The organism is Microbacterium sp. zg-B185, from assembly GCF_030246885.1.
Taxonomy (GTDB): Bacteria; Actinomycetota; Actinomycetes; order Actinomycetales; family Microbacteriaceae; genus Microbacterium.
Window position 1 is genome coordinate 573,524 of the sequence record NZ_CP126739.1, and the last position, 23,693, is coordinate 597,216.

Genomic DNA, 23,693 nt, shown 5'->3' on the forward strand with positions numbered 1-23,693 from the left:
ACACTGAGCCCGTGGACTTCGAGATCGTCTTCACCTACGTCGCCCTCGGGTTCGAGGCGATCGGTGCGCTGTCCATGATGATCGGATTCGTCATCGCCCTGGTGCTCGGCTGGCGCTCGCTGCGCCGTGGCGAGGGCGGAAGCACCGCCTTTTCGGTGCTGCGCAACACCCTCGGTGCCGCGATCCTCCTGGGTCTTGAGGTGCTCGTCGCCGCCGACCTGATCCGAACGATCACCTCCAAGCCGTCGCTGGAGGATGCGCTGATCCTCGGGGTCATCGTTCTGATCCGCACCGTGCTGTCCATGTCGATCCAGATCGAGATCGAAGGCGTCCTGCCGTGGCGCCGCGCGCTGACCACCAGCGGCGGCCAGCTGATCGGCCGCGCCATCGCCCAGGACCGGAGGGCGGCGGGCGCGAGCAGTGGCGCGCCGGGCACCTAGCCGATTCCGTACCCGGGGCGTGCGCGTGCGTCAAGCCCTTGGAACGATCCGCCCGCGCGGGGGAGTGTAGGAGACGTCGATAGGAGACGTCATGAGCACGGATGGATATCTACCGGAGGGTGTCGTGAACGCTGACCCCCCAGGCGGGTGGGAAAGCGGCGATGTCGCCGACCGCGAGACGGCTGCGCGCAACGCGGACGCAATCGACTCCCCGTCGCTGAGCGACTCGGGACTCCCCCCGAACGCGCCGGACGGCACCGACGCGACCGCCGACACGACCGGCACGGTTGAGGGCGACGCGGCCGGTCAGGGCGCCGACCCGGACCTCCTCACGGACGACGACCTCTCCGAGGGCGACTCCTGATGTCGGGTACCGCCAACGAGTTCGAGAACCCGGGCGCCAACCACCCCGATCGCAGGGACCAGGAGGGCGTGCAGCCCGCTCCCGCCGAGCAGCGCAGCGACGCCGGTGTGGGCGGTGCCGTGAACCAGTCGGACGATGCACCGCGCGGGCAGGAGACGCAGGACGAGCCGGTGCTCGCGCAGAATCAGGCCAGCCGCCAGGAGAAGATCGACGGGCTCGTCGCGCAGACGCGCGTCGACCTGGGCGGTGAGAGCGACGAGCGGTACTCGGAGGTGCTGCGACAGCGGCTCGAGGACGCCGGCATCGAGATGACCGACGAGGATCGCCAGCGCCTGGCGCGGGACGCCAACCCGAGTTCCGGCGGCGGCGGAGTCTGACGCCGGACATCGACGCGGCCTGGCGCGGTCCGCCCCGGCAGGCCGCGTCGCCGTGTTGCGCAGACAGGCAGACGCACGCTTCGGCGGACCGCGGACGGCCCGCCCGGCGGGAGATCGGCGATCACCGCCGACCCGGCCTCAGGCGACGGCGCACGCCGTTCCCGGGCACGCCGTGATGCCGATCGGCCGTGGCCACGCCGCCCGTACCGTACCGCGCTCCGCGCCCTGCCGCGCGGCGACCCCATCGGAGACGGCGACCGGAACGGCGACCGGAACGGCGACGGTCTCGGCCTGCGCGGCACGTCGCTCTCGGATGGAGGCGAGGAGCGCCGACTCACGCTCGCGCGTGGCGACCTCGTGATGGAACTGCGCTTCGGCTGCGTGAACGATCGAGAGCATGATTCCTCCTGTGTCGATGACTCCAACGTAGGGAGGGGGTCCGACATTGCCCGGTCCTCCCGCGTTGGCAGGATTCCGAGGATCGCCGACCGGATCCGGTGCACTTCGTCCGGTTCCGCGGCCCGCCCGCTATCCCCCCGAGCAGGCGCTCACCCCTCGCGCGCGAACTCGGCGATCAACTCCGCAGCCGGCGCGGCATCCCGGATCATGGTTTCATGGCCGTGTCCCGGCACCTCGGCGAGGCGCCCCTGCCGCAGTGAGGCCACGACGATCCGGCACCAGTCTCGCGAGCTGACGTAGTCGTTCTCGCCGCGCAGCACCAGCACCGGAGCCCGCACCAGTGAGTACGTCCGCTCGGGGCGGTGCGCGAGCATCGCCCGGAGCTTGCCGCGCAGGTTGGGGCCGGCGCGGAGGTATTCGCGCGCACCCACCACGATCACGCGCGGGCTCTCGACCGCGAGATCCTGGGCCAACCGCAGCAGTTGACGCACGGCGGTGCGCTGGCGCGCGTCCACCGTCGGTCCGATGAAGACGACCCGATCGACCAGCTCCGGATGCCGCGCCGCCACCTCACCGGCCACCTGCGAACCCATCGAGTGCCCGACCAGGACGATGCGTCCGGCGTCGATGCTGTGTAGGTAGGCGGCCACCAGATCGGCGGTGCGCTCCATCGTCAGGACGCTTCGGGGCTCCGGCGCTTCGCCGTAACCGGGCAGGTCGATAGCGATCGTGCGCGCGTGCAGCCGGGTGATCAGATCCGCGAAGACGGTCCGGCCCATGCCGATGCCGTGGATCAGGACGAAGACGGGGGACTCGGTTTCGGGGGCCGCGCCGACGGTGGTCTCGGCCACGAGAGTCGCACCCGCGTGCGAGAAGAATGCGATGTCGCTCACCGGTCGAGGCTATCCGGACCGCACCGGATACCTCGGCGGACGCCGCGGCGGCAGACTGGGGTCAACGCGCGGTCGATTCGGGAACGGTGCTCATGGGACGGGTCAAGACGGCTTACCTGCACGTGCTGAACCGCACGCTGAATCCGATCGCGCTGGGGCTGGCCAAGCGCGGCCGGGGACCCTTCTCGGTCATCCGCTCCGTCGGACGCAGGAGCGGGCGGACGTTCGAAACGCCGGTGATCCTCGCGGAGTTCTCGGACGGTCTGGTCGCGGAACTGACGTACGGCGATCGGGTGAACTGGTACCGGAACATCTTGCACGGCGGCGGGCACGTCATCCATCGCGGGCGCACCTACCGGATCGTCTCGGTCGAGCCTCTCTCGGCCGAAGCCGGCCTCGCCGCATACGGCCCTGCGCCGGCCGCGATCCTCCGTGTGCTGCACCGGCGCGAATTCCGGCTCATCCGGGTCGAGGCGGCTCCGACCGGGCCCTCCCAGGGGCACTGAACCGAGGTTCGGATACCACCGACCGGAAACCCCTGATGCCGGAATCCACCAGCGCGACTAGCCTGGGTGCGATGTCGGATTCCATCTCCCCGAGCGCCGCGGCGTCCCCGGCGCCCACGCGCGCCGACAGCGCCCGGCCGGGCGCGCACCCTCCGACCACCGACATCGCACTGACCTCGCCGCAGCGCTGGCGGGCCTTCTGGGTGTGCGTCACCGTCGCGGCGATCACCATCCTCGATCTGTCCAAGGTCAACGTGGCACTGCCGTCCATCGAGTCCGCGCTCGGGGCCGGCTCGACCGAGCTTCAGCTGATCGTGTCGGGCTACGTGCTCACCTTCGGCCTCGTCCTGGTCCCGATGGGCCGGCTCGGCGACCAGCGGTCCCGGCGCGGCCTGTTCATCGTCGGCCTGTCGCTGTTCACAGTGACCAGCGTGGTCTGCGCACTCGCGATCAACCCGGTCATGCTCCTGGTCGGTCGCCTGCTCCAGGGCGTCGCAGCCGGCATCCAGATGCCGCAGGTCCTGGGGCTCATCCAGCAGCTGTTCCAGGGCAAGGAGCGCGGTCGCGCGTTCGGGCTCTTCGGCGCCACGGTGGGGATCGCCACGGCGTTCGGGCCGACCCTGGGCGGACTGCTGATCCTGCTGGGCGGCCCGACCGACGGCTGGCGCTGGATCTTCTGGGTGAACGTGCCGCTCTGCCTCATCGCGATCGGCCTCACGGTCTGGTTGCTGCCCAGGACGCGGACGCCCTCGCGCAGGGCCCTCTCGTTCGATCTGTTCGGAGTGTTCCTGTTCGGGCTGGCCGTGCTCTCCCTGATGTGGCCGTTCCTGTTCACGACCGGATCCCCCGACGACGATCCGCGGCGCTGGTGGCTCCTGGTGGCCTTCGTCCTGTTCGCCGGCGCGTTCGTTGCCTGGGAGCGCCACTACGAGGCGCGCGGCAAGCAGCCGCTGATCCGGTTCGCGCTGTTCCGGATCTCGTCGTTCCGCAACGGCACCTTCCTGATCGCGGCGTATTTCACGGCGATACCCGCGCTGTTCCTGCTCACGACGCTGTTCCTGCAGACCGGCCTGGGCCTGGAGCCGGTGTTCGCTGGCATGGTCACGATCGGATTCGCCCTCGCGAACGCGCTGTTCTCGTGGATCGGCGGAAACCTCGTCGGCACCTACGGACGTCCCATCGTCGTCTGGGGGCTGGTCGGAGTCCTCCTCTGCGTCCTCGGGCTGGCTGCCACGGCCCTGTTCGTCCCGCAGGAGTGGGTCGCGTGGGTCATGGCGGGAGTGATGGTCCTCGGCGGCGCGGGCGGCGGGCTGGTGCTGTCCCCGAACCAGACCCTGACGCTGGCGGACATCCCTGTCAAACAGGGCGGCATCGCCGGGTCCATCGGCCAGCTGGGCCAGCGGATCGGCAGTTCGATCGGCACAGCCGTCGGACTGTCACTGTTCTACGCCACGATCTACCGCGAGCAGGGCGGGGCGGCCAGCGACATCGTCGTCTACCACGACGCGTACGCCTACGGACTGACCGCCGTCGCGCTCTTCGTGGCCGTCGCTTTCGTGATCGCGGTGATCGATCTGAGCTCGCGGCGCCGCAAGAAGGGCGCTTGATCCCGGGCAGCAGGGACGCCCTCGGCACGGACTTCGCGATGAGCGAACCCCCGCACGCCTCGAGGGGGATGTCGCACGGCGCACGTACCGTGGGAGGATGCGCATCCTGCACACTTCGGACTGGCACATCGGGCGGTCGTTCCACGGCCACGCCACGCTCGACGCGCTGCGCGGCGTCCTGGAGACCCTCGCCGCGCAGGTGCGCGACAACGACGTCGATGTCGTGATCGTCGCCGGCGACGTCTTCGACTCCGCCGCGCCGGCCGCCGCGTGCTACACGCTGCTGTCCGATGCCCTCCGTGCGCTGTCCGACTCCGGAGCGCGGATCATCGTGACAAGCGGCAACCACGACTCCGCCGCCCGGCTCGGATTCCAGTCCGCGCTGCTGCGCGAGGGCATCCACGTCGTCACCGATCCGCTGTCCGCCGGCACGCCGATCACCATCGACGACGACCACGGTGCGGTCCACTTCTATGGCATCCCCTTCCTCGAGCCGGCGCTGGTCCGCCACCTCTGGCCGGAGGCCGAACTGCGCTCGCAGCGCGCCACCATCGAGCACGTCATGGGCCTGGTGCGCGCCGACCTCGCCGGACGGAGCGGTCGGTCGGTGGCCATCGCACACTGCTTCGCGGCCGGCGTGGACTCGACCCCCGGGGTGGAGCGCGAGATCCGGCAGGGAAGCCTCGACATGGTGCCCCTGAGTGCCTTCGACGGGCCGGATTACGTGGCACTGGGACACATCCACGGTCGGCAGCAGCTGTCCGAGCGCGTGCGTTACGCGGGGGCACCGCTGCATTACAGCTTCGGTGAGGCCGACAAGCCCCGTGGCTCGTGGCTGGTCGAGCTCGACTCCGCCGGGCTCGCGTCCGTCGCATGGCTCGACCTGCCCGTCCCACGACCGCTGACCACCGTGCGCGGGTCCCTCGACGAGCTGCTCAACGACGCGCGCTTCAGCGAGCACGAGGACTCCTGGGTCTGCGCGCAGTACACCGATGCCACCCCGCAGCTGGACCCGATGCGGCGGCTGCAGGCGCGCTTCGCCTTCTGCGCGACGGTGATGCACACGCCGGAAGGCGTGCGCGGACCGGACGGGTCGACCTACTCGCGCCGCGTGCGTGCCGCGCGCAACGACGTCGAGCTGGTCGACGCATTCCTGGCGCACGTGCGGGATGGCGAAGGGGCGTCCGAAGACGAGATCGCGGTCCTGCGCGACGTGATCGACGAACGCTCGCTCGTCGAGGCGTCCGCGTGAGGCTGCACCGGCTCGAGCTCGAGGGGTTCGGCCCGTTCCGGGAACGGCAGGTGATCGACTTCGACGCGTTCGCCGCGGACGGCATCTTCCTGATCGCCGGCCGCACCGGCGCGGGCAAATCGAGCGTGCTGGACGGCGTGTGCTTCGCGCTGTACGGCGGGGCGCCGCGCTACGACGGCGCCGAGAAGCGGCTGCGCAGCGACCATTGCGCACCGGATGACCCCACGAGCGTTGCTGTCGAGTTCAGTGCGGCCGGAAAGCGCTGGCGGGTGACCCGCTCGCCGGAGTATGAGCGGCCCAAGCAGCGGGGCACCGGGATGACGACCGAACCCCATCGCGCCCAGCTCGATGAGCTGGTCGATGGATCCTGGCGTGGCCGAGCCGCCCGCCCGGTGGATGTCGCCCGCGAGCTGGACGAGATCCTGGGACTCAACCAGCAGCAGTTCCTCCAGGTCATCCTGCTGGCCCAGGGTCGCTTCGCGGAGTTCCTGCTCGCCAAGAACGACGACCGGCAGCGGCTGCTGCGCAAGCTGTTCGGCACGCGCACGTACGAGGACTACCAGAACGCGCTCGAGCAGCGCCGCAAGGACGCCGAGCGCGCGCTCACCGCGGCGGGCGACGGTGTCGCGATGCTGCTCGGTGAGGCGGAGCGACTCGTCGACGAGAACCCCTCCACCCACGGCGATGCCACCTCGGATGCCGTGGGTGCTCCCAGCCCCGCCGGCGCGGCGGACCGGCCCGTGAACGCGGCGCGCTTCGAGGCCGGCGAGCGAGCGGTCCAGCGGGCCGCGTACCGGGCGGAGACCCTTGCGCGGGAGCGGGACGCCGCCGACGCCGCCCATCGGGCGGCCGAAGCCGCCCACGCCGCGGCCACGTCGCTGCGTGAGAAGCAGGAGCAGCGAACCCACTCACGCGCCGCGCTGGCGGCGCTCGAGGAACGTGCCTCCGCCATCGCCGCCGACCGGGAGACCCTCCTGCGGGCGAATGCCGCAGAGACGCTGCGCGCGCCGATCGAGTCCACCGCGCGCTCCCGGCGGGCGGCAGCGGCCGCGGCCGATGCGGAGGACACCGCGCTGGTGGCGTGGGTCGCGGCCGGCGAACGCCCCGACACCGCGGAGCTGGCCCGCCGGATCGATCAGCTCACCGGCGACCTGGCCGTCGCGACCGCCGCCACCGCACAGGAGCGCCGGTTCGAGGAGGGCCAGAACGCACTGGCGCAGACGCGTGCCCGCATCGACGAGTTCGAGGCGCTGCTGGCCCGGATCGATGCCGCCCGCGCCGGTCTTCCGGAGCAGCTGGCGGCGCTGGAGGCCGAGCTTGCTGCCCGCACCGCCGCGGCCGGAGCCCTCGAATCCGCCCGGAGCGGACTGGACGAGGCGACCGCCCGGCTCGAGGCAGCCCGTGAGGCGGAGCGTCTCGCTGCCGCGCAGCGGCAGGCAGAGGCCGCACACGCGGACGCGCTCCGCGGGCTCGAGCACTCGGCATCCGCCGTGACTGTTCTGCTCCGGCGGCGACTGGCCGGCCATGCCGCCGAGCTCGCCGCGGCGCTGGTGGACGGCGAGGCGTGCGCGGTCTGCGGGTCCCTCGAGCACCCGGACCCGGCGCCGGGAACGGACGAGCCGGTCACAGACGAACACCTCGGGGCCGCCGAAGAGCTCAAGGACGCGGCGTCCGACGCGGAGCGCGCCGCTGCCGAGCACGCTCGGAGGGCACGGGCCGCGTATGCGGATGCGGCTGCCCGGGCCGGTGGCGCCGATGTCGCGTTCCTCGCCGAGAGCCGCGCGACGGCGCAGCAGGCGCTGCGTGCCGCCGAAGCCGCGGCGTCCGACCGCGACCGGCTCGCCGCCCAGCGCCGGCAGCTCGTGGAGACGGATGGCGAGGCTGCCGCCGAACGCGAGGGCCTGGCCTCCGATCTTGCCGCGGCACGGGAGTCGCTGGCCGCCCTGCGCGAGCAGACCGAGTCCGCGCGGCGTGCCGTCGACGCCGCCCGCGGCAGCTTCGCCACCGTCGCGGAGCGGATCGCCCATGCCACGTCTCGTCGCCGGCTCGCGCAGTCGCTCGCGGACGCGCACGCCGACGCCCTCGTGCGGGAAACGGCGGCGCGCGACGCCGCCGCCGACCGCGATGCGCGGGTTGCGGCATCCGTGTTCGCCTCCGTCGATGAGGCCACCGAAGCCCTGCGCGACGCTGCGACGCGCGCCGTCCTGGACGAACGCATCCGCGAGCACGATGCCGCGCTGCGCACGGAACGCGACCGGTTGCGGGATCTGGAACTCCAGCTCGCCGGTGCGCCGGAGGATCCCATCGACCTGGATGCCACCGCCGCCGAGCTCGCGCAGACCAGGGACCGGTGGAGCGCTGCGGTGGATGCCGCGGCGCACGCGGCGCAGACCGCCGCACGGCTGCGCGAACTCCTGGACCGCGCGGCCGCCGCGCACGCGAAGATCGCCGACCTGTCCGACGAGCATGCGGTGGTGGCTCGGCTGGCCCACACGGTCGCGGGCAAGGCCCCGAACACGCACCGCATGACGCTGGAATCGTTCGTGCTCGCCGCCGAGCTGGAGGAGATCGTGGAAGCGGCGAACCTGCGGCTGGGCGACATGTCCTCCGGCCGCTACCGGCTGCAGCACTCCGACGCCCGGGCAGCGCGTGGCGCGGCATCCGGTCTGGGCCTGCAGATCATGGATGCGCACACCGGTCAGCCCCGCCCCGCCCAGTCGCTCTCGGGCGGCGAGACCTTCCTGGCCTCTCTGGCGCTCGCGCTGGGTCTGGCCGAAGTCGTCACCGCCCGCGCCGGCGGGGTCACCCTGGACACCCTGTTCATCGATGAGGGGTTCGGATCCCTCGACGAGGACACTCTCGAACTGGCGATGCGGACCCTGGACGAACTGCGCCAGGGCGGGCGCACCGTCGGGCTGATCAGCCACGTCGCGGCGATGAAGGAGCAGCTTCCCGCCCAGCTGCTGGTCGAGGCCACCCACCAGGGACCGAGTGTCATCCGCCAGGAGACGACCGTCCTGCACTGACCGGCCCGTCCGGGCGACGCGCAGCCGCGGTGGTCTTAGGCTGGGTGAGTGAACAAGGGCACAGTCTGGACCATCGTCGGCGTGATCGCAGCGATCGTGATCGCGTGGTTCCTCGTCAACGTCCTCTTCTCGGTGGTGGCCTTCTTCATCAAGCTGGTCGTGGTGGCCGTCGTGGCCGTCATCGTGTTCTTCGTGCTGCGCGCGGTGTTCGCCCGCGACGACCGCGCCTGACCCGAGTCCTCCGGTGCGGCCTCAGACGCCGTAGTCGGCGCGCACCCGCTCGCGCAGCTGCGCACTGCATGCGGCGACCGTGGTGCGCCAGTCGGTGAGCGCGTCGTCCTCGGCGCGGTCGGAGACGGCCTTGAGGACACGGATGGGCACCCCGAACCGTTCGGCCACCCACGCGTAGGCGTAGGTCTCCATGTCGACCAGGCCGGCGCCGAGCAGCCGGATGCCGGCCACCGCAGCGGAGTCGTCGACGAACGAGTCGCCGGTCGCGATGGTGACGAACTCGCGTGCGTGCTCCGCCTGCGCCGCACCCGCATCCGCCTGCACAGGCACGAGCTCGACCCGCACCGGCAGCGAGACGTGCTGACCGACGATCCCGTCGATGTCGGTGACGTCGTGCTGGATCGCCGCGTCGACCTCGTAGACGGCCGCGTCCAGACGTTCGTCGACGGCCCCCGCGGTGCCCACGACGACGATCTGCTCGTACCGGGCCGCGTCCAGCGCGCGGGTAAGCGCGAACGTCGCCTGGAGCTTGCCGGGTCCGGTGACGAGCCGGTCGAATCCGGGAAGGACGGGTGGGAAGGCGACGAGTTCGGATTCGAGTGCTGCGACGAGGAGTTTCACCGGTCTATCCTTCCAGGCCTGCAGCCCCTCGGCCGCCGCCGGCCCTTCCCTCGGGGCTCGCCTGTCGCGTTCTGCGCGGCTGCCCGGCGTGTTGTGACAGGCGAGCAGCGCGTGCGGTGCTTGGGCGTGGGGGGGGTTGGGGGGGTCAGCGGCGGAGCCCGACCGGGCCCAGCACGGGGCGACGGCGGTCGCGCCGCCACCGCGCGCGGCTCTCGCGGAACTCGGCCCGAGTCGTGAAGCGGTACCGGTATGACACTGCGCGCACCCAGCGCGGCTGCTGTCCGTCGAAGGGATCGGCGGCGAGCAGGCGCAGAGTGGGTCGGTCCGCCTCCAGCAGCCGCACCAGGAACGCGGTGAACCAGTCATCCAGCGAGCGGCCGAGGGGCAGGAACCACATCAGCCAGTCCAGACGCAGGTGGTACGGGGCGAACTGGCGCGGGATGCGGCGCAGATCGCCCGGTTTGCCCTTGAAGGCGTACTCGCGCCAGGTCGCGGCATCCGGGTCCTCATCCATCGTGCCCTCGACGATGATCTCGATGCGCTCCTTCGTCACGGTGCCGAACGCGCCGTAGGCGTTCGCCAGCTGCCAGCGGTTGAAGCTCGCGTTCATCAGCTGCCGGTGCGCGAACAGGTTGCGCAGCGCCGGCCAGCTCAGCACGACGTAGGCGATGCCGACCAGCGACGTGGCGATCAGCCAGGGGAGCGGGAGCGCGTCGATCAGCCACGGCGGCTCATCGCGTGGCGGGCTGGAGGGCGCCCCGATCCCCGGGACGCCGACGGCCGAGAAAGCGATCACGATCGCCGCCCAGTTCAGCCACGCGAAGTTGCCCGTCCCGACCAGCCACAGCTGGGTCGCCAGCACGATGCCCGCTGCCATGGCCCCGACCAGAGCGGGGCCGGGGCCGGGGACCCAGAGTCCCAGGACAGGTGCGAACAGGAACCACGGCACGACGAGCTGCGCGAAGTGGTTGCCGACCACCTCGACCTCGTGGAACCACCGCGGCAGGAGGTGCGCCTGCCGGCTGAGCGGTCCCGGCATCGGCTGGGTCTCGTGGTGGTAGGTCAGCGCCGTCAGATCGCGCCATTCCCGCCCGCCTCGGATCTTGATCATGCCGGCACCGAACTCGAGCCGGAACAGAAGCCACCAGAACAGCACCACCACGACGGTCGGGGGCGGCTGCGAGTCGGACCCGAGGAACGCGGCGAGGAAGCCCGCCTCCAGAAGCAGCATCTCCCAGCCGAAGGAGTAGAACGTCTGACCGATGCTCGTGATGGACATGTACGCGAACCACAGCAGCAGGAAGGCCAGCATCGGCACCCAGGGCGGGCCGAGCTGCGGGATGCCGCAGACCAGCGTCGCGGCGAGCACGATGCCCCCGGTGCACAGGGCGACCAGGCGGCGATCGGTGTACCGCACCCACCGGAACACGGTCGGGCCGAGCAGCCGCCGTGCCCGCGCGGACGAGGCCGCCCACTCCAGCAGCGCGGTCGCCGGCAGCAGACCGCGTTCGCCGAGCAGGGGCCGGAACTGGTTGAGGGTGGAGACGAACGCGATCAGGTAGAGCGCGGCGATGCCGCGCTGCAGCACCTGACGGGCGAACTCGAAGTCGACTGCCGCGAACCCGTCCACCGCCTCACCGCCCGAGCAGGTCCGAGGGGTGCAGGCGCAGGCCGAGCGTGTCACGCAGCGCCTGACGGGCGGCATACCACCCGGGCATCCCGGTGACACCCGGACCGGGCGGCGTCGCCGCCGACGCCAGGTACACGCCGCGCAGCGGCGTCCGCCACGGCGTGGGCGAGACGACCGGCCGGCGAATCGCCTGGGCGAAGGTGAAGGCGCCGCCCAGGATGTCGCCGCCCACGTCGGCCGGATTGAACGTCGCACGTTCGGCTGCGGTCATCGCATGCGAGGCCAGGACACGGTCGCGGAAGCCCGGCGCGAACCGCTCCACCTGCCGGATCACCAGATCGGTCGGGTCCTGCACCGACCCGGCCGGGACGTGGATGTACGCCCACAGCACCTGCGTGCCCAGCGGCGCGCGGGTCGGGTCGAGCACCGAGGGCTGCACCGCGAGGACGTAGGGTCTCGCGCTGATCCTTCCGCGCGCGACGGCGTTCTCGCTCGCCTCGACCTCCGCCCGGGTGCCGCCGACATGCACGGTGGGCGAGCGGGCGACATCGGGATGCCGCCACGGCACGGGTCCGTCCAGCGCGAAGTCGACCTTGGCCGCGCCCGGGCCGTAGCGGTAGCGGGCGACGGCACGCGCATAGCCGGCCGGCAGATCGGGGTGCGTCAACAGCAACCGGGGCGACGTGTCCAGCAGCAGCAGGTCACCGGCCGCAGGGTCTCCCCAGTCCAGGTCGGCGAGGGACGCGATGTGCACCCCGGTGGCGATCTCGCCGCCGTGCAGCCGCAGATCCGCGATCAGCGCATCGGCGATCTGCTGGGCACCGCCGCGCGGATACGCCCAGCCGTCGCCGGCGTGGGCGTGCGCGGCCAGCAGCAGCCCCGATGCAGCCGAGCCGAACGACGGCAGGCGGGTGTTCGCGTGCGAGAGCACTCCGGACATCAGCGCCTGGGCCTCCGGCGTCGCGAACGTCCGTCGCCCGAGCCGCGAGCTGAGTTGGAGAGCGCGGAGCCCGTAGCGCACCGCCACGACCGGATGCCGCGGCATCCGCAGCAGCTGTGAACCGGTGAAATCCACCACGTCGGACACGTGCGAGCTGAGCGGACGCACAACCGCCAGCCACCGCTGCGCGTCGCTGCCGAGAGCATCGGCGGTGCGCTCGATGTCGCGCCACGCGATCGCTGCACGGCCGTCGCCGAGGGGGTGCGCGTACGAGATATCGGGGGAGATCCAGGCGATCTTGTCGCGCAGCCCGAAGGCGCGGAAGAAGGACGAGGTCAGCGCGGCGGGGTGCACCGCCGAGCCGACATCGTGGCGGAATCCGGGGAGCGTCAGTTCCGCGGTGCGCACGCCGCCGCCGGCCGTGGCCGACGCCTCCAGCACCTGCACCTGGTAGCCGGCGCGGGCGAGGGCGACGGCGGCGGAGAGCCCGTTGGGACCGCTGCCGACGACGGTCGCGCGCCTGGCCATGCGGTCATCCTCCCATCGCGGGAGGGGCGGCACAGGGGGTTGACCCGGACGCCGACCCCGTCCCGGCGCTGCTAGGGAGCGGTCTGCGGGAGGGCGGCATCCAATTCCGCCAGCCACGCGGTGGCGTTGCCGTCCGACGGTGCACGCCAGTCCCCGCGGGGGGACAGCGAGCCTGCGGGCGAGACTTTCGGGCCGTTCGGAATGGCGGAGCGCTTGAACTGCGCGAACGCGAAGAAGCGCCGCAGGAACACGCGGAGCCAGTCCGTGACGGCCGGCAGGTCGTAGGCGTAGCGGTCCTCGTCCGGGAATCCCGGCGGCCATGCCCCCTTCGCCGGATCAGCCCACGCGCGCTCGGCGAGGAACGCGATCTTGGAGGGCCGCATGCCGAAGCGGAGGATGTGGAACAGCGTGAAGTCATGCAGCGCGTACGGTCCGATGCGGTCCTGCGTGGACTGCATCTTGCCGTCCTGGCCGACCGGTACGAGCTCGGGGCTGATCTCGGTGTCCAGAACCGCCTGCAGCACGTCTTTGGCGTGGCTGCTGAGGGCGGTCGCCCCCGCGTGCAGCGGTGTCGAGTCGTCCGAGATCACCCAGCGGATGACGTGCTGGATCAGCGTCTTGGGCAGCCCGGAGTTGACCGCGTAGTGGCTCATCTGGTCTCCCACGCCGTAGGTTGACCAGCCCAGCGCGAGTTCGGACATGTCGGACGTGCCGATGACCATCCCGCCGTTCTGGTTCGCCAGCCGGAACAGGTAGTCGGTGCGCAGTCCGGCCTGCACGTTCTCGAAGGTGATGTCGTGCACCGGCTCGCCCTGCGCGAACGGGTGACCGATCTTCTGGAGCATCTCCGTCGCGGCTTGGCGGATGTCGATGGTCTCGATCGAGGCGCCGACCGATTCGGCCAGCGCGATCGCGTTGGCCTTCGTGTGCTCGGAGGTCGCGAACCCCGGCATCGTGTAGGTGAGGATGTCGCTGCGCGGTCTGCCCATGCGGTCCATCGCCCGAGCGATGACCAGCAGGGCGTGCGTCGAGTCCAGACCGCCGCTGACGCCCAGGACCGGCTTGGGTCCGCCGATCGCCTGCATGCGCTGCACCAGGCCGGAGACCTGGATGTTGAAGGCCTCGTAGCAGTCCTGGGCCAGACGTGCGGGGTCGTCCGGGACGAACGGGAATCGGTCCAGCGCGCGCCGCAGCCCGATATCGCGGGCGGGGGGGTCGACCTGGAAGTGGACGGTCCGGAACATCGCATCCGCATGCTCTGCCCGGCGATTGTCGTCGAAGGTCCCCTGCCGGAGCCGGTCCTGACGCAGACGGTCCAGATCCACGTCGGCGACCGCACGGCGCGGACCCTCCGGGAACCGCTCGGTCTCGGACAGCAGCGTGCCCACTTCGTAGATCATGGTCTGGCCGTCCCACGACAGGTCGTTCGTGGATTCGCCGGCGCCGGCCGCGGCGTAGGCGTAGGCGGCGAGGCACCGCAGTGACTGCGACTGGCACAGGATCTTCCGGTCCTCCGCGCGCGCGATCGTGATCGGGCTGCTGGAGAGGTTCAGCAGCACGGTGGCGCCCGCGAGGGCCGCCGACGAGGACGGCGGAATCGGCACCCACACGTCTTCGCACACCTCTGCGTGCACCACCAGACCGGGCACGTCCAGCGCCTCGAACAGCAGGTCGGGTCCGAACGGGGCCTCCAGGTCGCCGACCCGGATGTCCTGGCCCGGCTGGTCGTCGCCGGGGGCGTACCACCGACGCTCGTAGAACTCGCGGTAGGTCGGCAGGTACGACTTGGGAGCGACCCCGAGCAGCTCACCGCGATGGATGACGACCGCGCAGTTGTACAGCCGGTTGCGATGGCGCAGCGGCGCGCCTACGACCAGCATCGGGAAGAGGTCCTCGGACTCGTCCACCAGCCGGGCGATCGCGGTCTCGACCGCGTCGAGGACGGCCTCCTGCATGACGAGGTCGTCGATGGCGTAGCCGCTCAGGCACAGCTCGGGGAACACGGCCACGGCGACCGCATCGGCGTGGCACTCGCGTGCGCCGGCGAGGACGGCGTCCGCATTGGCGGCGGGGTCGGCGATCGAGACGGGAATGGTGCAGGCCGCGATGCGGGCGAATCCGTGACGGTACGCGCTCTCGAACGGGAGGCTCATCCCACCAGTCTGTCAGCAAGCCCCTCGCGGTGCGTGCGACAGGTCCCATCCCCGCGCCCGGGTCACCCCAGCCCCTGTCCCCAGCATCCGTGTCCCACTTCTGCATGCGACACGCCGGCCGGTGGATGCAGAAGTGGGACACGGGCGAGAGGGCGGGGAGGATGCCGGCCGGGGCCGGAGCGGGGTGGCCGGGGGTGGCGGGGCCGACTGTCCGCGGCCGCCCGTACGATCGGTGAGACGAAGGGGAACCATTGCGATACATCCCGGCCGAGGCGCGCGTGATCTGGAGTGCCAGCGACCTCAAGGCGGCTGCCGAATGCGAGTTCGCGTGGCTGCGCGGGATCGATTCCCGGATCGGCCGGATCGCCGCGGTCGAAGAGCCGGAGGATGCCACGCTGCAACGGGCCGGCCGACTCGGCGGCGAGCACGAGCAGCGCGTCCTGGCGGCGTACCGTGCGCAGTTCGGGGCGGGGGTCATCGAGATCCCCGATACTTTCTCGTCCGACTCGGCCGGGCTGCAGGAGGCGGTCGCGCTGACGGAGGCGGCGCTCGCCTCGGATGCCGACGTGATCTATCAGGCGGCGTTCGCGACCGAGGAGTTCGTCGGCTTCGCCGACTTCCTGGTGCGCGACTGCGCGTCGGATTCGAACCGGCCCGGAGCGTGGGTCGTCCAGGACAGCAAGCTCGCCCGCCGCGCGCGGGTCACCGCTCTCATGCAGCTGTCCGCATACGTCGACCAGCTCGATCGGCTCGGCGTGGCCCGGGCGGACCGTGTGGAGCTGCTGCTCGGCGACGGCACCACCAGCGTGCACGCCGCCGACGGGCTGCTCCCGGTCTTCGCGTTGCGCCGTGCCCGGCTGCGGGCGCTGATCGCCGACCGCCGTCTGGACCTCGGACTGGAGTGGCCGGCGATCGCGTGGGGCGATCCGCGCGGCGAGCTGGGCGTCGTGGCGTGCGGCCGGTGCGCGACCTGCGACTCGGAGGTCGTCGCATCCCGCGACCTGCTTCTGGTCGCCGGCATGCGGCCGGTGCAGCGTGACCGGCTGCGCACGGGCGGCATCACGACCATCGACGCGCTGGTCGAGGCCACGGCGCCACCCAGTCGCATGAACCCCGACACGTTCGCGATGCTCCGCACCCAAGCCCGCCTGCAGCTGAGTGCGCCGGCCGGAACCGGCCAAGCCGTGACGCTCGCCCCCGATGAGGCGCCGGCGGTGCCGCCCTACGAGGTGGTCGCGCCGAAAGCCCTCGGCGCCCTGCCGCGCCCCGACATGGGCGACCTCTTCTTCGACTTCGAGGGCGACCCGCTGTACACGGAGGGCGATGCCACCGTGTGGGGGATCGACTACCTGTTCGGCTGGGTGGACGTCCGCGAGCAGTACAGCGCGCTGTGGGCGCACTCGTTCGATGAAGAGCGCGCCGCCCTGGAGCGGTTCCTGGACATCGTCAACCTGCACCGCGCCGTGCATCCGGACATGCACATCTATCACTACGCCCCCTACGAGCCGACGCATCTGCTGACCATGGCCGCGCGACACGGGGTCCGCGAGGCGGATGTGGACCGGTTGCTCCGGGACGGCGTCTTCGTGGATCTGTACCCGATCGTGCGGCGCGCGCTGCGCGTCGGCTCGCGGTCCTATTCGATCAAGAAGCTCGAACCGCTGTACATGGGCGACGAGGTGCGCACCAGCGATGTGCAGAAGGGCGACGACTCGATCGTCAAGTACGTCGAAGCCCGCGCGCTCGTCGACGACGGCGCGCAGGCCCAGGCGGAGCAGATCCTGGCCGATCTCGCCGATTACAACCGCTACGACTGCGTATCGACGCGGCGCCTGCGGGACTGGCTCGTGGATCACGCGCGCGCCGCGGGGCTGCGGCCGTCACCGAACCCCGAGCCGGGCGAGAACGTCTACGAGCCCTCGCCGCGGGCGCTGGCCCTCGTGGATCTCGCGCGCGACCACCCCGAGGCCTCCCCGGAGGCGATGGCTCTGCGTCTGGGTGCGGCCGGCATCGACTACTACGCACGCGAGGCGAAGACGTTCTGGGCGACGCATTTCCTGCGCCTGCGCGAACCGGTGTCGCTGTGGGAGGACACCCGCGATGTCGTGGTGCTCGATTCCACCCGTTGCCGGCTCGCCGAGGACTGGCACCGTCCCGAGGGCGCGCGCACGGATCGACGGGTTCTGGAGCTTCGCGGCGAGCTCGCCCCGGGTACGCGCCTCAGCCAAGGGTCCAATCCGTTCGCGCTGTACGACCTGCCCGCGCCGTTCGCCTTCGAGCCGTCGCCGCGCTGGATCCACGCCGACCATCGCGTCACCGTGACCGAGGTTCTCGACGACGGCGCCATCGTCGAGGAGAACGCCGTCGACGGCCTCACGTGGTCCGAGCTGCCGATCGCCCTCACGCCGTCCCCGCCGCCACGCGCCCTCAACCAGCAGGTCGCGATCGACGCCTGGGCGGATGCGGTCCTTTCCGCTGCGCCGCACCTGCCCGCCGACCCCGCCACCGACATCCTGCGCCGCCTCCCGCCGCGGACGAGGAGCGGCGCACTGGCCGTCTCCACGGGCGACGACGTCGAGGCGATCGTGCGGACCCTCGTGGACCTGGACCACAGCTACCTGGCCGTGCAGGGCCCCCCAGGCACGGGCAAGACCTTCGTCGGATCGCACGTCATCGAGCGGCTGGTGCGCGAACGGGGGTTCAAGGTGGGCGTCGTGGCGCAGTCCCACGCCGTCATCGAGAACATGCTCGACCGGGTCGTCGCCGCGGGTGTTCCGCGCGAGCTGGTCGCCAAGGCGCCGAAGGACCCGACGGCGGCAGATCTGGCCTTCACGCCGATCGCCAAGAACGGTGTGGGCGCGTTCGCGGCCGAGCACGCCGATACCGGGTTCGTGATCGGCGGCACGGCGTGGGACTTCAGCCACGAAGGCCGCATCCCGCGCGGCAGCCTCGATCTCCTCGTCATCGACGAGGCCGGTCAGTTCTCCCTCGCCTCCACGATCGCCGTCTCGCTGGCCGCGTCGCGACTGCTGCTGCTCGGCGACCCGCAGCAGCTGCCGCAGGTCAGCCAGGGCACCCACCCCGAGCCGGTCGACACCTCCGCGCTCGGGTGGGTCATCGACGGCGCCGACGTCATCCCGGCGGAGTACGGATACTTCCTCGCGCGCACCTGGCGCATGCACCCGCGGGTGGCTGCACCGGTCTCGCGGCTGTCGTACAGCGGCGAGCTCGCGGCGCACCCCGCCACCGCGATGCGAGAGCTGGCCGGAGTCCAGGCCGGCGTGATTCCCGTGTCGGTGCGCCATCACGGCAACGCGACGCAGTCCCCCGAGGAGGCGGCGGCGGTGGTGGAGATCGTCCGCGACCTCGTCGGGCGCGCGTGGACCGGCATCCTCATCGGCGAGGCGGGCGAGTCCACCGTGCTGGAGCCGCGTCCGCTGCAGGAGAGCGACATCATCGTGGTGACTCCATACAACGCGCAGCAGGTCGCCGTCGAAGAGGCGCTGGCGGATGCCGGTTACCCACGCGTCCCCGTCGGCACCGTCGACCGCTTCCAGGGTCAGGAGGCCGCGGTCGCCATCGTGTCGCTGGCAGCCTCCTCGGGCCGCGACGCTCCGCGCGGGCTGGAGTTCCTGCTGTTGCGGAACCGGCTCAACGTGGCCGTCTCCCGCGCGATGCACACCGCGTACGTCATCTCCTCGCCGGGTCTTCTGGACGACCTGCCGTACACCCCGGACGGGGTGGTGCGACTGAGCGGATTCGCGCGGCTGGTCGGCGCGGCGTGAGCCGGGCGCCCCGATCACGCCCGCCCGACGTCGAGACGCCGCCCGCGTAGACTCGCCGAAACGACGGAGGAGAGGGCCATGTCCGACGAGCGCCAGTTCGAGATCGACCTGCCTCCCGAGCTCGTCGCGGGGGCGTATGCGGACTTCGCGAACGTGTGGCACACCTCCACGGTGTTCATCATGGACTTCCTCACGCTCGCCAAGCCGCCGATCGAGATCGTGGACGACGAGACGGGCGAGCGCCGCACGATCGTGCCGGCGCGGGTGGTCAGCCGCGTGCGCATCCCTCCCGAGCAGGTCTTCGAATTGGCCAAGGCGCTGACCCAGCAGCTGGAGTTCTGGGAGCAGGAGACCGGGCGCCGCCCGCCGGCCGATCCGATGATGGACGAATAGTCCCACTCGCGGGAGCCCGGTAGACCGCGCGCACCGCCGTGTCAACCCCGTACGGTCTGCTGTCTGCGCCCCGTACGCTGACGGAGCGTCCCACCATAGGCGCGGGCCGCGGCATCCGTTCGGCGAGGGGTGGATGCCGCGGCCGTCCCATCCCGGCGACCCCGGCCGGCTCGCAGAATCAGCAGCGGCTGTGTCCCACCGTCCGCGGGCGCGCGTCAGATGTCGGAGACGGCGGGAGCGTCCCCGGTCCCCGGTCGCCGTGAACGGCTCAGACCGTCCCGTAGAGGCGGTCTCCGGCGTCTCCGAGCCCGGGGACGATGTAGCCCTTCTCGTTGAGCCGCTCGTCGAGGGCGCCGAGGACGAGCGTGACATCCCGGCCTGCCACCTGCTTCTCGATCGCGGCGACGCCCTCCGGCGCGCCGAGCAGGCATATCGCGGTGATGTCGTGCGCGCCCCGCCGGAACAGGAACTGCATCGCGGCGCCGAGAGATCCACCGGTCGCGAGCATCGGGTCCAGGACGAAGCACTGCCGGTCGCTCAGATCCATGGGCAGACGCTCGGCGTACGTGGCCGGCTCCAGCGTCTCCTCGTTGCGCGCCATGCCGAGGAATCCGACCTCGGCGCTGGGCAGCAGCTTCACCATGCCGTCCAGCATCCCCAGCCCGGCGCGCAGGATGGGAACCACGAGCGGGCGGGGTTCACTGATCTTGACGCCCATCGTCGTGGTGACCGGCGTGCGGATCTCGTGCGGGCTCACCCGGACATGACGAGTCGCCTCGTAGGCCAGGAGTGTCACGAGCTCTTCGGTGAGCTGGCGGAACACCGGCGAGGGAGTGGCCTGGTCCCGCAGGACCGTGAGCTTGTGGGTGATGAGCGGGTGATCCGCGACGTGCAGGCGCATACGGAAAGGCTATGGCACTCGCGTCGGCGCCGCGGGCCGCGCGCACCCGCTCCGCGCCGGGCCTACGCTGGGCGCGTGGCACTTTCGGCATCTGACGGCGACGCGGCGCTGATGGCGCAGGCACTGGTCCTGGCGGTCGCGGCGGGCGAGGCGGGAGACGTCCCGGTCGGTGCGCTGGTCTCGGATGCCGCGGGCGCGGTGATCGGGCAGGGACGCAACCTGCGGGAGTTGACCCATGACCCCACGGCCCATGCCGAAGTAGTGGCGTTGCGTCAGGCGGCCGCGGCGATCGGCTCGTGGAACCTCGAGGGATGCACCCTGGTGGTCACCCTCGAACCGTGTCTGATGTGCGCGGGGGCGCTCCTTCAGGCGCGCGTGTCCCGGCTCGTGTTCGGCGCGTGGGACGAGAAGGCCGGGGCCGCCGGTTCCCAGTACGACGTGGTGCGCGACCGTCGGCTGCCGTATCGGGCAGAGGTGATCGGCGGGGTTCGCGAGGAGGAGGCGTCGGAGCTGATGCGTCGATTCTTCGCAGCGCGCCGCTGACCCGCGCAGGGCGGGTCAGCGCGGCAGGCCGGGCAGGACCGCCTCGCCGAGGTAGGCGGTCTGCTCGAGGTCGCGCATGTCCACGGTCTGGAAGTAGATCCGCTCAGCCCCGAGGGCAACGAGCCGGTCCACCTTGGCGATGATCTCGTCCGCGTCGCCGCAGATGTTCGTGCCGTCGCGGAACTGCTCGAGGCTGCGCCCGGTCGCTTCGGCCCGGCGGCTGAGGGTCCGCTCGTCGGGTGCGGCGATCGTGGACAGTGCGACGGAGAGCTTCAGGGTGCCGGGGTCGCGGCCGATCCGCTCGCACGCCGCACGCACGCGGGCGAAGGCCTCGGCGATCTCCGGCTCCGGCCGGAAGCCGATGTTGAACTCGGTCGCGAAGCGCGCCGCGAGCTGAGGGGTGCGGCGCGGTCCGCCGCCGCCGATGATGATCGGCACACGCTGCTGCCGCGGCTTGGGCAACGCCGGTGCGCCGCTCAGCGTGTAGTGCTCGCCGGTGAAGTCGAACGTCTCGCCGACGGGGGTGGACCACAGGCCCGTCACGACCGCCAGCTGTTCCTCCAGGTTGCCGAACCGCTTCGCCGGGAAAGGGATGCCGTACGCCCGGTGCTCCGCCTCGAACCAGCCGGTGCCGAGGCCGAGTTCGATGCGCCCGCCCGACATGTCGTCGACCTGCGCGACCTGGATGGCCAGGACCGCCGGCGTCCGGTGGGTGGCCGAGGAGACCAGGGTTCCGAGGCGGATCCGGCGGGTCTCCCGCGCCAGGCCGGCCAGGGTGGTCCAGGCATCCGTGGGTCCGGGCAGCGGATCGCCGGGTCCCATGCGCATGTAGTGATCGGAGCGGAAGAAGCCGTCGAAGCCGGCCCGCTCGGTGGCCAGGGCGAACGCGAGCTGTTCGTCGTAGCTGAATCCCTGCTGCGGTTCGCTGAAGGTGCAGTACTCCATCGGTCCAGTCTTGCAGCGACGGAGGTCGACTCAGTCCGCGGACCGGATCACGACGTCTTCGGTGGGGGGTGAGGTCGCGCCGCCATGGACGATGTCCGGCTCGAGGTAGATGGCCCGCGCGATCGGCACCGCCTGCCGCACCCGCGTCTCGATGAGGTCGATGTCCGCCGCCACATCGGCGAGCGGCCGGTCGCCGGCGAAGGCGAGCTTGGCGGCCACGAGAAGTTCATCCGGACCCAGGTAGAGCGTCTTGATGTGGATGAGGCGCTCGACTTCGGGCCCGGCGGTGATGGCCGCGACGATCTTCTCGTGATCCGCGTCGGTCGCGCCCTCGCCCACGAGCAGGCTCTTCGTCTCGATCCCGAGCGTGATCGCCACGAGGATGAGCAGCGTTCCGATCATGAGCGTGCCGATCGCGTCGAAGAGCGGGTTGCCCGTGATCGCCGACATGCCGACCCCGAACATGGCGAAGACCAGTCCGGCCAGCGCGGCGACGTCCTCGAGCAGGACCACCGGCAGCTCGGGGGCCTTCGAATGCCGGATGAACGCCACCCAGGACTGTCCCTTCGCGCGCACGAGGTTGCTCTCCCGCACCGCGGTGCGCAGCGAGAAGGACTCCAGCACGATGGCGATCGCCAGGACGCTGAGCGGGATCCAGAAGTTGCTGATCTCGTGCGGATGGGTCAGCTTGTCCACGCCCTCGTAGATGGAGAACAGGCCGCCCACCGAGAACAGGATGATCGAGACGACGAACGCGTAGACGTACCGCTCGCGACCGTAGCCGAACGGGTGCTCCGAGTCGGCGGCGCGTCGCGCGCGCCTGCCGCCCAGCAGCAGCAGCAGCTGATTGCCGGAGTCCGCGACGGAGTGGATGGCCTCGGCCAGCATCGACGCGGATCCCGAGATCAGCCACGCCGCGAACTTCGCGAGCGCGATGCCCAGGTTCGCCAGGAATGCCGCAATGATCGCCTTGCCGCCGCCGCTCGCGCTCATGGCTTCGAGTGTAAGTCCACTCAGTCCTCGGACTTGAGGATGATCGTCTCCGTCGGCGGTGCCGGGTCGACCGGAGTCCCGACATAACCGATCACCGAGAGCAGTGCGCGTCGGAACTCGGCGGGCGCCTCCAGGTGAGCGGAGTGCCCGACCCCTTCCAGGCTGAGCTCGGTGACCTCGCCGCCGGCCGCCGCATACGCGTCCAGGACGTCGCGGGTCTGCGACACCATCTCCTGCGGCGGGGCCACCTCGGCGCCGGGCCAGCCGGGCACCACGCCCAGCTGGCCCAGATGGTTCATGTCGTAGAAGGAGGTGTCCGAAACGATCGGGTCCAGCGTGCCGCGGACCCACATCACCGGCGGTTTGTCGGAGAGCTCCACGATTGCGGACACGTTGAAGTATTTCGGCACCATCGTGTTCAGCACACCCGTGGTGCCGGCCGCGAAGCCGGGCCAGTTCGGGCTGGGCACGCCATCACCGGGGTAGTTGCCGGTCGCCGTCGATGTCGTGAGCATCGATTCGACCCACAGGTCCTCGTGCTCACCGGCGTACCCCGACGCCACGTAGCTCGAGCGGAAGACGCTGCGCGGTGAGGTCGGCGCGTCAGCGGTCAGATCGCGATCGATCAGCCGCTGCACGAAGTCCGGGTTCGCGGCCCCGCCGCCCGTTCCGGCATCATCCTCGGTCAGCCGTGATCCGTCGCGCCGTGTGCCGCCGAAGCCGTACGGCGACACCGGCGAGAGCAGCGTCAGGCTGAGAGCCGGATGATCGAGCGCGTACTGCATCACCACCCCGCCGCCCATCGACCAGCCCACCAGATGCGCGGCGGGGATGCTCAGTTCCTCGAGCGTGGCCGCCACGTCGTCGCTGAAATCGCGTACGCCGCGAGTGGCGTCCACGGGCGCGTGCTCGGTTCCCCCGAACCCACGCAGGTCGATCGCCAGCACGCGCAGGTCAAGGGGCAGGTCGAGCATCGTCTCCTGCCAGAACAGGGCGGATGACACGTTGCCGTGGATGAACACCACCGTTCGCTCGGGTGGCGTGGCGGGATCGTCTCCCGAGCGCTCGAGGATGTTGACGTTCAACCGCGGCGTCTCGATGATGCGAGCCGTGATGCCGTCCAAGAGGGTCATGTCGGGTCCTTCGCTGTCGATGCGGGGCGCCGG

General features: G+C 71.2%; 21 protein-coding genes. 11 read left to right on the plus strand and 10 right to left on the minus strand.

The genetic code is table 11. The features are described from left to right. The first annotated feature begins 11 nt into the window (after positions 1–11). The 3 genes from QNO12_RS02670 (at position 12) to QNO12_RS02680 (ending at position 1,181) form a co-directional block, all read left to right on the plus strand. Positions 12–440: a DUF1622 domain-containing protein gene (locus tag QNO12_RS02670; protein ID WP_257503547.1), complete on the plus strand. Its 429-nt coding sequence runs from the start codon at positions 12–14 to the stop codon at positions 438–440. Positions 441–531: 91 nt separating this feature from the next. Beyond that, positions 532–804 (plus strand): hypothetical protein, encoded by a 273-nt coding sequence (locus QNO12_RS02675; protein ID WP_257503546.1) that lies wholly within the window; start codon positions 532–534, stop codon positions 802–804. Continuing rightward, positions 804–1,181: a hypothetical protein gene (locus tag QNO12_RS02680; RefSeq protein WP_257503545.1), complete on the plus strand. Its 378-nt coding sequence runs from the start codon at positions 804–806 to the stop codon at positions 1,179–1,181. Before QNO12_RS02675 ends, QNO12_RS02680 begins: the two co-directional genes overlap by 1 nt. Before the next feature lie 138 nt (positions 1,182–1,319). On the opposite strand, the gene QNO12_RS02685 is transcribed toward QNO12_RS02680, so the two are convergent. Together QNO12_RS02685 and QNO12_RS02690 are read right to left on the minus strand one after the other, a co-directional pair. Next, positions 1,320–1,580, minus strand: a complete 261-nt coding sequence (locus QNO12_RS02685) for a hypothetical protein (RefSeq protein ID WP_257503544.1) — start codon at positions 1,578–1,580, stop codon at positions 1,320–1,322. Positions 1,581–1,729: 149 nt separating this feature from the next. Beyond that, complete coding sequence (locus QNO12_RS02690; protein WP_257503543.1) at positions 1,730–2,473, minus strand: alpha/beta fold hydrolase; 744 nt, start codon at positions 2,471–2,473, stop codon at positions 1,730–1,732. Positions 2,474–2,565: 92 nt separating this feature from the next. Here QNO12_RS02690 and QNO12_RS02695 point away from each other — a divergent pair, with 92 nt between their 5' ends. The 5 genes from QNO12_RS02695 (at position 2,566) to QNO12_RS02715 (ending at position 9,095) form a co-directional block, all read left to right on the plus strand. Next, complete coding sequence (locus QNO12_RS02695) at positions 2,566–2,979, plus strand: PNPOx family protein (protein ID WP_257503542.1); 414 nt, start codon at positions 2,566–2,568, stop codon at positions 2,977–2,979. A 71-nt stretch (positions 2,980–3,050) separates the two neighbouring features. Beyond that, a complete protein-coding gene (locus QNO12_RS02700) occupies positions 3,051–4,586 on the plus strand; it encodes an MFS transporter (RefSeq protein WP_257503541.1) in 1,536 nt (511 codons plus the stop codon). Positions 4,587–4,683: 97 nt separating this feature from the next. Next, the gene (locus QNO12_RS02705) at positions 4,684–5,838 is read left to right on the plus strand and encodes an exonuclease SbcCD subunit D (protein ID WP_257503540.1); all 1,155 of its coding nucleotides are present in this window, start codon (positions 4,684–4,686) and stop codon (positions 5,836–5,838) included. Continuing rightward, positions 5,835–8,864, plus strand: coding sequence for an AAA family ATPase (locus QNO12_RS02710; RefSeq protein WP_257503539.1), 3,030 nt, complete (start codon positions 5,835–5,837; stop codon positions 8,862–8,864). Before QNO12_RS02705 ends, QNO12_RS02710 begins: the two co-directional genes overlap by 4 nt. A 48-nt stretch (positions 8,865–8,912) precedes the next feature. Continuing rightward, a complete protein-coding gene (locus tag QNO12_RS02715) occupies positions 8,913–9,095 on the plus strand; it encodes a hypothetical protein (protein ID WP_257503538.1) in 183 nt (60 codons plus the stop codon). A gap of 21 nt (positions 9,096–9,116) precedes the next feature. On the opposite strand, the gene QNO12_RS02720 is transcribed toward QNO12_RS02715, so the two are convergent. From QNO12_RS02720 to QNO12_RS02735, 4 genes are all read right to left on the minus strand, one after another. Continuing rightward, a complete protein-coding gene (locus tag QNO12_RS02720) occupies positions 9,117–9,716 on the minus strand; it encodes a phosphorylase family protein (RefSeq protein WP_257503537.1) in 600 nt (199 codons plus the stop codon). 145 nt (positions 9,717–9,861) lie between these two features. Then, positions 9,862–11,346: a lipase maturation factor family protein gene (locus QNO12_RS02725; RefSeq protein ID WP_257503536.1), complete on the minus strand. Its 1,485-nt coding sequence runs from the start codon at positions 11,344–11,346 to the stop codon at positions 9,862–9,864. 4 nt (positions 11,347–11,350) lie between these two features. Then, positions 11,351–12,814 (minus strand): phytoene desaturase family protein, encoded by a 1,464-nt coding sequence (locus QNO12_RS02730; protein ID WP_257503535.1) that lies wholly within the window; start codon positions 12,812–12,814, stop codon positions 11,351–11,353. A gap of 71 nt (positions 12,815–12,885) precedes the next feature. Next, the gene (locus QNO12_RS02735) at positions 12,886–14,967 is read right to left on the minus strand and encodes an NAD(+) synthase (RefSeq protein ID WP_257503534.1); all 2,082 of its coding nucleotides are present in this window, start codon (positions 14,965–14,967) and stop codon (positions 12,886–12,888) included. A 251-nt stretch (positions 14,968–15,218) separates the two neighbouring features. Between QNO12_RS02735 and QNO12_RS02740 the strand changes: the two genes are divergently transcribed. Both QNO12_RS02740 and QNO12_RS02745 read left to right on the plus strand, forming a co-directional pair. After that, on the plus strand, positions 15,219–18,752 hold the full coding sequence (locus tag QNO12_RS02740; RefSeq protein ID WP_257503533.1) for a TM0106 family RecB-like putative nuclease: 3,534 nt from the start codon (positions 15,219–15,221) through the stop codon (positions 18,750–18,752). A gap of 78 nt (positions 18,753–18,830) precedes the next feature. Beyond that, entirely contained in the window at positions 18,831–19,145 is a 315-nt protein-coding gene (locus QNO12_RS02745; RefSeq protein ID WP_257503532.1) for a DUF3467 domain-containing protein, read from the plus strand. Positions 19,146–19,413: 268 nt separating this feature from the next. On the opposite strand, the gene upp is transcribed toward QNO12_RS02745, so the two are convergent. After that, on the minus strand, positions 19,414–20,046 hold the full coding sequence (gene upp / locus QNO12_RS02750) for a uracil phosphoribosyltransferase (RefSeq protein WP_257503531.1): 633 nt from the start codon (positions 20,044–20,046) through the stop codon (positions 19,414–19,416). A gap of 111 nt (positions 20,047–20,157) precedes the next feature. On the opposite strand from upp, the gene QNO12_RS02755 reads away from it, so the two are divergent. Then, the gene (locus tag QNO12_RS02755) at positions 20,158–20,589 is read left to right on the plus strand and encodes a nucleoside deaminase (protein ID WP_257503699.1); all 432 of its coding nucleotides are present in this window, start codon (positions 20,158–20,160) and stop codon (positions 20,587–20,589) included. Between the two features lie 15 nt (positions 20,590–20,604). Here the strand turns inward: QNO12_RS02755 and QNO12_RS02760 are convergent, their stop codons facing one another. From QNO12_RS02760 to QNO12_RS02770, 3 genes are read right to left on the minus strand one after another with little or no spacing between them, the layout of a single operon-like run. After that, on the minus strand, positions 20,605–21,534 hold the full coding sequence (locus QNO12_RS02760; RefSeq protein WP_257503530.1) for an LLM class F420-dependent oxidoreductase: 930 nt from the start codon (positions 21,532–21,534) through the stop codon (positions 20,605–20,607). A gap of 30 nt (positions 21,535–21,564) precedes the next feature. Then, positions 21,565–22,527, minus strand: coding sequence for a cation diffusion facilitator family transporter (locus QNO12_RS02765; protein ID WP_257503529.1), 963 nt, complete (start codon positions 22,525–22,527; stop codon positions 21,565–21,567). Positions 22,528–22,547: 20 nt separating this feature from the next. Further along, positions 22,548–23,660: an alpha/beta hydrolase gene (locus QNO12_RS02770; RefSeq protein WP_257503528.1), complete on the minus strand. Its 1,113-nt coding sequence runs from the start codon at positions 23,658–23,660 to the stop codon at positions 22,548–22,550. Between the last annotated feature and the right edge of the window lie 33 nt (positions 23,661–23,693).